The organism is Xenorhabdus sp. NBAII XenSa04 (assembly GCF_963866145.1).
GTDB lineage: Bacteria > Pseudomonadota > Gammaproteobacteria > Enterobacterales > Enterobacteriaceae > Xenorhabdus > Xenorhabdus indica.
In genome coordinates, this window is record NZ_CAWMEB010000090.1 from 98,860 (window position 1) to 111,243 (window position 12,384).

A 12,384-nucleotide genomic window follows, 5' to 3' on the forward strand; every position below is an offset into this window, starting at 1 on the left:
TCTGAGGAAATTAACACATGAGTGAGATAACTCACGATGGTGTAGAGCGCCAACCGCTCCACACATTCACTGAAAACGCCTATTTGAACTATTCCATGTACGTCATTATGGACAGGGCGCTGCCTTTTATCGGTGATGGCTTAAAGCCTGTTCAGCGCCGTATTGTCTATGCGATGTCAGAGCTTGGGCTAAATAACAGTGCAAAATTCAAAAAATCTGCCCGTACTGTTGGTGATGTACTGGGTAAATACCATCCACATGGAGATGGAGCCTGTTATGAAGCCATGGTCTTGATGGCGCAGCCTTTCTCTTACCGTTATCCACTGGTGGATGGCCAGGGGAACTGGGGGGCTCCAGATGATCCAAAATCTTTTGCAGCGATGCGTTATACCGAATCCCGCCTGTCTAAGTATGCAGAATTACTGCTGAGTGAACTTGGTCACGGTACTGTAGATTGGGTGCCAAACTTTGATGGTACGTTGCAGGAACCCAAAATGCTGCCTGCGCGCCTGCCGAATATCCTGCTAAACGGAACTACGGGTATTGCTGTTGGTATGGCGACTGATATACCTCCACACAATACGCGTGAAGTAGCAAATGCGCTGATTGCGATGTTGGATAAACCCGAATGTTCACTTGATGAAGTCATGGAGTATGTGAAGGGGCCGGATTATCCAACAGAAGCGGAAATCATCACTTCAAAAGAAGATATCCGTAAAATCTACAAAAATGGCCGTGGTTCAATACGTATGCGTGCCGTGTGGTCAAAAGAAGAGGGCAATGTTGTTATTACTGCTCTGCCACATCAAGTATCCGGTGCGAAAGTGTTGGAACAGATTGCAAGCCAGATGCGTTCGAAGAAACTGCCGATGGTAGATGATCTACGTGATGAGTCCGATCATGAAAATCCGATACGTCTGGTGATTGTGCCAAGAACGAATCGTGTGGATGTTGAGCAGGTCATGAATCATCTGTTTGCAACTACCGATCTGGAAAAAAGCTATCGTGTTAACCTCAACATGATTGGTCTGGATAATCGTCCAAGTGTAAAAGGTTTGGTCGAAATCCTCAGTGAGTGGTTGGTTTTCCGGCGTGAAACGGTGCGTAACCGCCTGAATCATCGCCTAGAAAAAGTACTCAAGCGTCTGCATATTCTGGAAGGTTTGCTGACAGCGTATCTCAACATTGATGAAGTTATCCATATCATCCGTAGTGAAGATGAACCCAAACCAGTATTGATGCAGCGTTTTGGATTAACGGAAACACAGGCGGAAGCGATTCTGGAGCTGAAACTGCGTCATCTGGCGAAGCTGGAAGAAGTTAAAATCCGTGGTGAGCAGGATGGGCTGGCAAAAGAGCGGGATAAACTTCAGGCTATCCTTGGTTCTGAGCGTAAGCTGAATACCCTGCTGAAAAAAGAAATTATTGCGGATGCGGAAAACTATGGCGACGTGCGCCGTTCTCCGCTGAAAGAGCGTTCAGAAGCGAAAGCCATGAGTGATCACGATATCCTGCCATCTGAACCGATCACTGTTGTCATGTCTCAAATGGGTTGGGTACGTAGTGCGAAAGGGCATGAAATCGATCCTGCGGGTTTGAATTACAAATCCGGTGACAACTTCCGTAGTGCTGTTCGTGGTAAGAGTAATCAGCCAGTGGTCTTTATTGATAGTACAGGGCGTAGTTATTCCGTTGACCCATTGGACTTGCCATCTGCCAGAGGGCAGGGGGAACCTTTGACCGGCAAACTGGCATTACCGGCAGGGGCGTCTGTTGAACATCTGCTAATGGCGAAAGACGATCAGAGATTTTTGATGGCATCTGATGCAGGTTATGGCTTCATCTGTACTTTTAATGACCTGATTGCTAAAAACAGGGCGGGGAAAGCGCTGATTACGTTGCCACAGAATGCTAAGGTCATGCCACCATTGGAGATCACCAATGAACAGGATGATATGTTACTGGCGATCACGAAAGCCGGTCGTATGTTGATGTTCCCGGTCACAGATCTTCCACAGCTTTCAAAAGGTAAAGGTAACAAAATTGTTTCCATTACCGCCTCTCAGGCTGCTTCAGGAGAAGATATGTTGAGCTGGTTGCTAGTATTGTCTCCGAAATCCTCAATTACGCTTTATTTCGGTAAACGCAAATTGCAGCTTTACCCAGAGGATTTGCAGAAATTCCGGGCAGAGAGAGGACGCAAAGGAACTGCACTGCCACGCGGGTTACAGCGTGTTGAACGTGTAGAAGTGTTGAGTGTGTAATAAATAAGAACATCTTAAATAACCCTTAATAGCGGGTCAGTGTGGCGCTGTCCTGCCTTGCTACAGGAAACTGCAAGAGAAAACTATGTTAACCATTATTCGTGGGATCATTGTTATTTTGTTCACCATTTTGATCTGTATATTTGGTGGAATTTACTGTTTATTTAGTCCGCGTGATCCGCGCCATGTGATGACCTTTGGCCGGGCATTTGGCAAACTACACAAAATATTCGGTATCACATTGATAGAGCGCATTCCTGAAGATACTTCTCAATATGGTTCGAGCATCTATATTGGTAATCACCAGAATAACTACGACATGATAACGATGTCGAATGCCGTACAGCCACGCACGGTGACTGTTGGTAAGAAGAGTCTGCTCTTTATCCCTTTCTTTGGTCAGTTGTATTGGCTGACGGGGAATATCCTGATTGACAGGGAAAACCGGACAAAAGCGCACGGAACGATTTCACAAGTTGTGGATCAGATCAAAAAGAATCGAGTCTCTGTCTGGATGTTCCCGGAAGGTACTCGCAGCCGTGGGCGTGGTTTACTGCCGTTTAAAACTGGTGCTTTTCATGCGGCCATTGCGGCTGGTGTGCCGATTGTACCTGTTTGCGTCTCCTCAACCCATGACAGAATAAAACTCAATCGTTGGAATAATGGTGTTGTTATTGTTGAGATGTTGCCTCCCATTGATACGGCGAAATATACAAAAGAGCAGGTGCGTGAATTGGCTGAATATTGTCGCCAAATGATGCAAGCTAAGATTGAAGAGCTGGATAAAGAAGTAGACGAACTTAACAAACGTAGTCAGTTGAATTAAAACTAAATATTCTAGCATTACAGCCCCTTCCTTTCTGGTTTGGGGATGAATTCTGACTATAAATTTAAGATAGTTTTAGAATTTATCCCCTATTCGCGATATGATTGTTTTTTAATAAGTTAACGTTTTTATTAAATGCAATCGATAAAACGTAATTCGACAGAATAATAAATCCTAATATCCCCACATTGGGGAATTCATTCACTTACCACCGCGATGTCACTCGAAATTTATTGAGTGTGCATAAGCAATCAATTGGGGATGCTATTCTTTCTTGTCGTGGAGATTATTCCTGCCGTGGAGAAAATATGTCACTGAGTCGGCGCCAATTTATTCAGGCATCTGGTTTGGCAATGTGTTTAGGGGCGCTCCCTTTTGCGGTTCGAGCTAATAAAGATCAACAAACGGCATTGCCTGTTCCCCCTTTGCTGGAATCCCGTGGCGGACAGCCTCTGTTTTTGGCTCTACAGAAATCCAACTGGTTTTTTGATGGAAAAAATAAGGCTTCGGTATGGGGTATCAATGGGCTTTACTTGGGGCCGACTATTCGTGTCCGTAAAGGAGACAACGTTAAGCTGATATATAGCAACCGCTTGTCAGAGCCTGTTTCAATGACGGTGAGTGGGTTGCAAGTCCCCGGAACATTAACGGGTGGAGCAACACGTCTGATCCCCTCTAACGGAAACTGGTCCCCCGTCATTCCTATTGAGCAACCGGCAGCGACATGCTGGTATCATGCTAATACACCACACCGAATGGCGAGACAGGTTTATGCAGGACTAGCGGGAATGTGGTTGGTAGAAGATGCAAGCAGCCGTAACTTACCTTTGCCTAAACATTATGGAGTTGATGATTTCCCCGTTATTCTGCAAGACAAGCGATTGGACAATTTTGGTACTCCCCGGTATGACAAAGCCTCTGCCGCTCAGGGCTTTCTTGGTGATACATTAGTTGTTAATGGTGTGGAAGATCCTTTTATTGAAGTTGCCAAGGGCTGGATCAGACTGCGTTTATTGAATGCAGCCAATGCCCGCCGCTTCCAATTGCAACTCAGTGATGGTAGACCTTTTTATATGGTTGCGACCGATCAGGGGCTACTGCCTGCGCCGGTTGCAGTGCAGACGCTTTTTCTTGCACCGGGAGAACGTCGTGAAGTGCTGGTGGATATGTCAAAAGTGGATAGTGTGGTTATTACCGCAGGTGAGTCTGCTGGCATGATTGATCGCCTGAAAGGGCTGTTTGAACCCTCCAACAAATTACGCTCAACGAACGTTCTGACAATTAAATCGGGGGGATTATTACCCCTGGTCACGGAAGCGTTACCCTCTCAACTTGTCATGGATATGGCGGAAATTAATACTTCGATTCGCAATCGCCAGATCGTTTTAGGGGATGAAACACAAGGGATCAATGGCGCATTATTGCATTCAGGTCGTATCGATATAACCAGCCACCAGGGGGCGTGGGAACGTTGGGTAGTCACTACCTCGGTTCCACAACCTTTCCATATTGAAGGTGCCAGATTTAAGGTCATCAACCACAACGGTGTGCGGCCAGAGCCCCAGGATTATGGCTGGAAAGATACTGTCTGGGTTGATGGCAGAACAGAATTGCTGGTAAATATGATGCAGCCATCGTATGAACATTACCCTTTTATGTATTACAGCCAGATATTGGAAATGGCAGATCATGGGGTGGCAGGGCAATTAGTTGTTAGTCCGGCGGGGAGGTAAGGTCTCTTATGAGACCTTTTTCATGGTCATTAGCATGTCTGATTTGAAGGAGAAATAAAGAAAGTGGGTATTGATAATAATCAGTAAATCGTATTATTCAAATCTTTCTTATGGAAATATCTTTGGTTTAGACAAATAAATACGGCTGTAACACTAATAGTACTTATCACTTACACGGCTAAGATGAATATCTATCAATAAATATTCCCTGCATCTATTTATTGAATTATACATTTAAATCATTAATATAATTTTTAATCCGAGTTGCCATTTTTTATATTTCATATTGCTTAACAATATGTTTAGAATACCCGCGGCAAAAACATATAGGTTCAATATCCACTAATAAAATAAATGATTAACTGTAAGGAGAAACTATTCATAATTATAGATAACCCTATAATTATATAATGATATATGAAAAACCATGGAAATAAAAATAGTTAATATTCTACAAATGAGAAATCATATTTTAACCACTCATTAATAATAGGAAAGGATTTTATGATCACAATAAATATAAATACAAACGGTGTTAATGGTATTACCATTACAAATAGTAATAATGAACCTACTCCAGTATCGACAACTTACGGTCCAAATACACCAGCATCAGAACCCCTTACAGTCAGTAATTATAGTGATATCACAATAGAACCACATTCTTCTGTGCAGGCAACAAGAATTGACACGCCTATTATTCCTGAAACACGTCCAGATTACTATGTAGCCAACTCCGGCCCTGCACCAACAGTTAGGGCTGTTTTTTATTGGTCTCATTCTTTCACATCAGAATGGTTCGAATCTTCCTCTATCACAGTGAAAGCAGGAGAGGATGGAATATTAAAAGCACCTGGTAATTCTTTATATTACAGCAAAGTCGTCATTTATAATGACACCGATAAACGGGCTTTTGTTACTGGATATAATAAATAATGATATAAAATCTATTTATAATCAATGGATTTTAACTTAAGAAATATTCAATTAAGCTATTGTTTAACTACAGATTAATTAAGGTATTAAGGTAAAATAATATTATGAATACCACACCTATTACTGTATCTGAAAATGAAACATCGCCTTTACTGACTGACGTAATGCCTATGGATCTTTATGCAGTATCCACCCCTGATTATGAATGGGATATGTCGTCAATCATAAAGGATGCTATTATTGGTGGCATAGGATTTATTCCAGGTCCGGGTCCGGCATTATCCTTCCTGTTAGGACTATTTTGGCCTCAGCAGAAAGACAATACTTGGGAGCAAATTCTCCAAAAAGTAGAGCAGATGATAGAGAATGCTGTTCTACAAACCATTAAAGGAATACTTAATGGAGAAATACAAGAGATCAAAGGGAAAATGGAACATGTAGAATCTATGCTGAAAAACTCGCCGGGTAGTCAGGAAAGTCATGATGCATATATGTTCCTGGCAAGATATCTGGTGAGTATAGATGAAAAATTCAAATCTTTTGATAATAGAACAAATTACCAGATTCTCCCAATGTATACTAATACTATTATGTTACAGATCCCTTATTGGAAAATGGGAATAGAGAAGAAAAAAGATATTGGGCTGACAGATATTGAAGTCAATGAATTAAAAGAACTTATCGACAAATTAGTAGGTAAGGCCAAGAACTATATTCATACGATGTATACTAATGAATATAACGATGCTATAAACACATCAACAGCAGGGAGTGTCACTAATAATTTATTATCTGTAAGGGGATATTGTTTATTACACGGTTTGGAGTGTATTGAGTTAATTGAGCATATACAGAATAATAGCCTTGAAAGTGGTTTCTATCCTAAAACTATCAGTTATTCGACAGTGTTTGATCGTCCGACTAATAAAATGAGAATTCAGGCTCTTACAGAAGACGATGCAATGCAGGAGCCTTTCAAGCCATCTTTAATTAATGGGAAATACAATAAAATACAATCCATAATTGGATATGTACAAAGAATTGGGAATGCACCTAGAGTTGGTGGTATTAAAATTACATTTACCAATGGCTCATCTTATACACTTGGTACGGTGACCTCAGAAACAAATTCAATTGAACTAAATGATAGTGTTATCGAGAGCTTGGAAGTATGGGGAAATGGTGCTGTTGATGAGGCATTATTTAAGTTGAGTGATGGGCGTTTATTGCGTATTGGTGAGCGTTACGCGAAAAAATACAGAAAATATGCTGTTGATCATCACTATATTGCGGGAATTTACTTGGCCAGCGATGAGCCTTCACTTGCTGGTCAAGCCGCAGGTATTGCCGTTTCATATCATATGATGGCCGACAAAAAATAATATTTGTTAATAGAATTAGAATCGTAGTTTGGTTGCAATTTACTGTTAGTTCCAGGTTGTTGTTTAGTTGCAAAGAGTCCCCTGGTCACATCGTTATTGATGTGACCAGGGGTAATCTTTCCTATTCTAAATAAAGGCTAATTTACTTTATTGTTGCGTTGTTGCGATACAACTTGAAATTTATTAGATGTATAGGCTAATTATTTGTTCTGAATAAATTGCTAATTTTATCGACTGTCACTACCCCTTTCCGTATAGTGTCCACAGTTTTTATACTACATGCCTGTAAGGTGACTTAATGAATATCAGCTTGATTGCTGCGATGGCTATGGATCGAGTTATTGGTATGGAAAATACCATGCCGTGGGCTTTGCCGGGCGATTTAGCCTGGTTTAAACGTAATACACTCGGAAAACCGATTGTAATGGGAAGGGTAACTTATGAATCGATTGGTCGCCCTTTACCGGGGCGTCTGAACATCATAATCAGCCGTCAGCCAGCCAGTGACGATCGTGTAACTTGGGTAAGCTCAGTCGAAGAAGCATTGGCTGCGGCAGGTGATGTTGAGGAAGTGATGGTGGTAGGCGGAGGTAAAATTTATGAACAATTTATTCCTCTGGCTAACCGCATGTATCTGACACATATTGATGCAGAAGTGATTGGTGATACTCATTTCCCTGATTATGAACCAGATGAATGGAACTCGATCTTTACCGAATACCATGATGCAGATGAACATAACTCACATAGCTACTGTTTTGAGATTCTAGAACGGCGTAAGTGATCTTATTTGCCAATCAGATTTGAGATACGGAGTGTCAAAAGACACTCCGGCATTATCTAAATATCACGAGTCTAATCAATCTGAAGCTATAACCAAGGCTGGTTGGCTGAAATACTGCTTATCTTCCCAACGTAAAAGAGTCAGTTTGCCTCCCCAACAACAACCTGTATCCAAAGCATAGATACCGGCAGGCGTCCCCCGACCTTCGAGTGCCGCCCAGTGTCCGAACGCAATGGAATAATCCTCAGGGATATTGCGTGGTAATTCAAACCAGGGTTTCAGTGGAGCTGGCGCATTTTCAGGTTTAGACTTGCAAATCATATCTAGCTGGCCATTCGGGAAACAATAGCGCATTCGTGTTAATACGTTAGTACTGTAGCGCAACCGTGTTAATCCACTTAATTTGGGTGACCAGCTATTGGGCATATCACCATACATAGCGTTAAGAAACAGGGGATAACTGTCACTGCACAGAATCGCTTCCACTTCACGGGCACACATTTTGGCTGTATCCAGATCCCATTGCGGGGTCAGCCCTGCATGTGTCATGACCAGCTTAAGTTCATCATCGATCTGTAATACCGGCTGTTTTCTTAACCAATTAACTAACTCATCAATATCTGGAGCAGCAAGCAACTCATCCAATTGATCTTTGGATTTATTGCGGCTGATCTTGTTATACACAGCCAGCAAATGCAGATCATGATTGCCTAAAACCAGCTTAGCGGCGGAACCAAGCTGTTTAACATAGCGCAGAACAGCTAGTGAATCAGGGCCACGGGCGACTAAATCCCCCGTTAGCCATAACGTATCTTTGTCAGGATGAAAATCGACCTGTTGTAAGAGCGCAATCAGCTCACGATAACAGCCATGAATATCGCCGATAAGGTATGTAGCCATAGTTAATTTATCAGTGTTGGAATAGCCAATCGGAACACCGGAATAATCGCACGAAACGGTTGACCACTGTGATCAATCATCTCATAGTGACCTTCCATTGTCCCCAAAGGTGTTTCAAGAACAGTTCCGCTATTGTAGCGATATTCCGTTCCGGGTGGGATTACAGGTTGTTTTCCCACAACCCCTTCTCCCTGAACCTCTGTTTGGTGACCATTACTGTTGGTAATACGCCAGTAACGACTAATGAGTTGCACCGGGAAATGCCCAAGATTGCGAATTGATATTGTGTAAGCAAACACAAAACGTTGCCGTTCCGGCTCTGATTGGCTTTCTACGTAAGTGCTTTGAACTTGAATATAAACTCTTGGTTCGTTGAGCATAGCTGCCTCCTGTTACTGCAACGGATGTTCGGTAATTAGACCGTTTCAGGTTGAGACGATAACCAGTTAGCCATCTTACAGTATTGTTCGACCGAAATATTTTCAGCTCGTGTGCTCGGATCGATTCCCAACTCAGATAGCTGTTCAACTGAAAATAGATCACTCAGGCTATTACGGATAGTTTTGCGTCGTTGATTAAATGCTTGGGTGGTGATCCGGGCTAACTTGCGAATATCCTGAACCGGATAAGGTATAAGCTTATGAGGGATTAACCGTACGATGGCTGAATCCACTTTTGGAGCCGGGGTAAATGCTGTAGGTGGTACTTCAAGAACAGGGATTACGTGGCAGTAATACTGCGCCATTACACTTAAACGCCCGTAGGCTTTACTGCCAGGCCCTGCAACAAGACGATTCACTACTTCTTTTTGCAACATAAAATTCATATCAGCAATAGCATCAGTATAGCTGAAAAGATGAAACATCAACGGAGTAGAGATGTTATAGGGCAAGTTACCAAATACACGCAGAGGCTGCCCTTGCGCTTTAGCAATCTGACCAAAATCAACGGTCATGGCATCCTGCTGAATAATAGTCAGCTTGTCTTTCAATTTGGGATGGACGTGTAAACGAGCCGCCAGATCACGGTCAAGTTCGACGACAGTCAATTTATCCATACGCTCACCGACCGGTTCGGTCAGGGCTCCCAGACCCGGCCCAATTTCTACCATAGCCTGCCCAGGCTGTGGATTCATAGCATCGACAATGCTATCAATAATAAACTGGTCGGTTAAGAAATTTTGCCCAAAGCGTTTACGGGCATGATGCCCTTGGTGGACTTTATTATTCATTACTGTTTTGTATCATTTTAATTGCTAAATTCAATGCGGTGATAAAACTTCCCACATCAGCTTGACCTGTCCCTGCCAGCTCCAATGCTGTGCCATGATCGACAGAAGTTCGAATGAATGGCAGCCCCAAAGTAATATTCACGGCCCTGCCAAAACCTTGGTATTTTAACACGGGCAGCCCCTGATCGTGATACATAGAAAGCACAGCATCAGCATGATCCAGATATTTTGCCTGAAACAGAGTATCGGCAGGCAATGGGCCTTCCAGCCAAATACCTTCTTCCCTTAAGCTGTCTAATGCCGGAATAATTACATCTATCTCTTCACGCCCCATATGTCCACCTTCACCAGCATGAGGATTTAAGCCACAAACATAAATATGAGGGCGCTGGATACCGAATTTGGTTTTCAGGTCATGGTTGAGGATAGTCACCACTTCCCGCAGAGAATCAAAGGTAATCGCTTTAGGAACGTCCAAAATGGGCAAATGTGTTGTCGCCAATGCTACCCGTAATTCTTCTGTCGCCAACATCATAACGACTTTTGAACATTGGCTAAGATCAGCAAAAAATTCAGTATGTCCGGTGAAGGCTATCCCTGCATCATTGATAACGCCTTTATGAACCGGGCCTGTCACCAGTGCTGAAAACTTGCCACTCAAGCAACCATCGCAGGCTTTTGCCAGTGTTTCTGTGACATAACTACCATTTTCTCGGTTTAATTCGCCAGCAATAGCCGGAGTATGGAGAGAAACGGGCAGAATGGTCAGTGTTCCGGCAGGCTGTGAGGAAGATGAGTGTTCAGGAGCATAAGGTTGTAATTGCAGTGGAAGATTCAGTTGCCTGGCACGAGAAAGCATAAGCTCAGGATCGGCGCACACAACCAGTTGGATAGGCCATTCAAATTGTGCAAGGGCAATAACTAAATCAGGACCAACCCCGGCTGGTTCGCCGGGGGTAATAATGATGGGTTTATTATTGTGCATCGCTGCCATCTAAAATTTTCACATAAGCGGAGGCGCGTAATTCCTGGAGCCAGGTTTGCGCTTCTTCATTAAATTTACGGTTGAACAGTAATCGGTAGGCACGATCTTTTTGTGCAACATCAGTTTTGTCTACTTTGCGGGTATCCAGCAATTGGATTAAATGCCAGCCGAAAGAAGAGTGAACGGGTTGACTGATTTCACCTTTCTGGAGTTTAACCAAAGCATCGCGAAAAGCAGGAGCATAAGTACTTGGTAAATTCCAGCCTAGTTCACCGCCACGCAGGGCAGAACCCGGATCTTCAGAATACTCTTTTGCTGCTTTTTCGAAGGTAGTTTTGCCGCTTAAGATCTCTTCCCGGATCTGTCTCAATTTATCGCGGGCCTGATCATCATTCATAACAGGTGATGTTTTTAGCAGGATATGACGAGCATTGACTTCAGTAACTGCAACGGATGCATTGCCGCCACGGATGTCATTCACTTTCAGAATGTGAAAACCCACACCAGAACGGATTGGGCCAATCACCTGTCCTCTCTGAGCTGGCTGGAGTTTTTCAGCAAATAGTGATGGCAGCTCTTGTAATTTGTTCCAGCCCATATTGCCGCCTTTTAAGGCTTGTGTATCGCTGGAGTAGGTGATAGCCAGTTTACCGAAATCGCTGCCGCTCTTAAGTTCAGACAAAATTTTGTTTACAGTAGCTTCTGCTTTTTCGACCTGAGCAGGCGTCGGATTTTCTGGCAGAGGGATCAAAATTTGGCTGATATTCAATTCAGTATTCTGATTATCATGGCTACTGAGCTGATTAGCTATAGAATCAACTTCTTGTGGCAGGATAGAAACACGACGGCGTACTTCGTTATTACGTACTTCTGCAATCAACATCTCTTTGCGGATTTGATTGCGGTAGGTATCGAAATTCATACCGTCCGTAGCCAGACGTTGTTTCAGTTGAGCAACGCTCAGATGATTCTGCGCAGCAATATTTTCGATAGCAGAATCCACGTCCTTTTCAGGGACGGAAAGCTGCATCCGTGTTGCCATTTGCAGAATGATGTCATCCATAATCAGACGTTCAAGGATCTGGTGACGCAATGCTTTCCCATCTGGTATTTGTTGACCAGCTTGTTTTGCGTTGATTTTAACGGATTCTAAAAGGTTGTTGACGTCACTTTCCAGTACGACATCGTTATTAACAATGGCAGCAACCTTATTGAGTTCCTGCGGAGCTGCAATTGCGGCAGTGTTCATTGCAAACATCAACCCGAGAATAATCGTTCTCCAGTTCTTCATATGTTTCCCATCATATCAATCCCGCCATAAGACGGGGTTATTGTGTTTACAT

At 43.0% G+C, this 12,384-nt stretch carries 11 protein-coding genes; 6 read left to right on the forward strand and 5 right to left on the reverse strand.

The features are described 5' to 3' along the window. Nucleotides 1-17 precede the first annotated feature (17 nt). From parC to folA, 6 genes are all read left to right on the forward strand, one after another. Entirely contained in the window at nt 18-2,264 is a 2,247-nt protein-coding gene (gene parC / locus AAC147_RS05050) for a DNA topoisomerase IV subunit A (RefSeq protein ID WP_047679315.1), read from the forward strand. An 85-nt stretch (nt 2,265-2,349) separates the two neighbouring features. After that, on the forward strand, nt 2,350-3,090 hold the full coding sequence (locus AAC147_RS05055; protein ID WP_047679317.1) for a 1-acylglycerol-3-phosphate O-acyltransferase: 741 nt from the start codon (nt 2,350-2,352) through the stop codon (nt 3,088-3,090). Nucleotides 3,091-3,398: 308 nt separating this feature from the next. After that, entirely contained in the window at nt 3,399-4,823 is a 1,425-nt protein-coding gene (gene ftsP, locus AAC147_RS05060) for a cell division protein FtsP (protein WP_047679319.1), read from the forward strand. 504 nt (nt 4,824-5,327) lie between these two features. After that, nucleotides 5,328-5,759, forward strand: coding sequence for a hypothetical protein (locus AAC147_RS05065; RefSeq protein ID WP_047679321.1), 432 nt, complete (start codon nt 5,328-5,330; stop codon nt 5,757-5,759). A gap of 104 nt (nt 5,760-5,863) precedes the next feature. Next, nucleotides 5,864-7,141, forward strand: coding sequence for an insecticidal delta-endotoxin Cry8Ea1 family protein (locus AAC147_RS05070; RefSeq protein ID WP_047679323.1), 1,278 nt, complete (start codon nt 5,864-5,866; stop codon nt 7,139-7,141). 298 nt (nt 7,142-7,439) lie between these two features. Further along, a complete protein-coding gene (folA, locus tag AAC147_RS05075; protein WP_047679325.1) occupies nt 7,440-7,925 on the forward strand; it encodes a type 3 dihydrofolate reductase in 486 nt (161 codons plus the stop codon). A 75-nt stretch (nt 7,926-8,000) separates the two neighbouring features. Here folA and apaH read toward each other — a convergent pair whose 3' ends face one another. Genes apaH through surA form a run of 5 tightly spaced genes read right to left on the reverse strand, consistent with a single transcriptional unit; the run spans nt 8,001 to nt 12,332 of the window. Then, the gene (apaH, locus tag AAC147_RS05080; protein WP_047679327.1) at nt 8,001-8,825 is read right to left on the reverse strand and encodes a bis(5'-nucleosyl)-tetraphosphatase (symmetrical) ApaH; all 825 of its coding nucleotides are present in this window, start codon (nt 8,823-8,825) and stop codon (nt 8,001-8,003) included. 2 nt (nt 8,826-8,827) lie between these two features. Beyond that, on the reverse strand, nt 8,828-9,205 hold the full coding sequence (apaG, locus tag AAC147_RS05085; RefSeq protein ID WP_047679329.1) for a Co2+/Mg2+ efflux protein ApaG: 378 nt from the start codon (nt 9,203-9,205) through the stop codon (nt 8,828-8,830). A gap of 35 nt (nt 9,206-9,240) precedes the next feature. Next, on the reverse strand, nt 9,241-10,056 hold the full coding sequence (gene rsmA, locus AAC147_RS05090; protein ID WP_047679331.1) for a 16S rRNA (adenine(1518)-N(6)/adenine(1519)-N(6))-dimethyltransferase RsmA: 816 nt from the start codon (nt 10,054-10,056) through the stop codon (nt 9,241-9,243). Next, nucleotides 10,049-11,041 carry a 4-hydroxythreonine-4-phosphate dehydrogenase PdxA gene (gene pdxA, locus AAC147_RS05095; RefSeq protein WP_197056354.1) on the reverse strand — a complete coding sequence of 331 codons (993 nt, stop codon included), beginning with the start codon at nt 11,039-11,041 and terminating at the stop codon, nt 10,049-10,051. Before pdxA ends, rsmA begins: the two co-directional genes overlap by 8 nt. Next, nucleotides 11,031-12,332, reverse strand: a complete 1,302-nt coding sequence (surA, locus tag AAC147_RS05100; protein WP_047679335.1) for a peptidylprolyl isomerase SurA — start codon at nt 12,330-12,332, stop codon at nt 11,031-11,033. Before surA ends, pdxA begins: the two co-directional genes overlap by 11 nt. Nucleotides 12,333-12,384 lie beyond the last annotated feature (52 nt).